The following is a 283-nucleotide window of genomic DNA, read 5'->3' as shown; positions in this document are numbered from 1 at the left end:
ACCTTTTTAGTTTCCATCCAACATATCGAAACGGCTGACCTTGCCAAAGTGAAACGAATTGTGACTGAAGCCATGATGTCAGTTGCTCTGCGTTACCATCAGAATCTAGATTTCAACGTTCTAGTCAATCCAACTGGACGTTTTGTTCTTGGTGGCTCATTTGCGGATGCAGGAGTAACTGGACGTAAAATTGTGGCGGATACATATGGTGGTTTCGCACATCATGGTGGAGGTGCTTTCTCTGGAAAAGACCCAAGTAAGGTTGACCGCTCAGCAGCATACA

1 protein-coding gene is annotated in these 283 nt (G+C 45.2%); it reads left to right on the top strand.

The features are described 5' to 3' along the window. The coding region (locus C1G53_RS13460; RefSeq protein ID WP_161941437.1) for a methionine adenosyltransferase domain-containing protein at nt 1–283 on the top strand (283 nt) is incomplete at both ends.

Source organism: Streptococcus suis (assembly GCF_002960445.1).
In the GTDB taxonomy this organism is placed as follows: domain Bacteria; phylum Bacillota; class Bacilli; order Lactobacillales; family Streptococcaceae; genus Streptococcus; species Streptococcus hyiners.
Note: the sequence above shows the minus strand (reverse complement) of the source record. Positions and strands in the feature narration are given on the sequence as shown.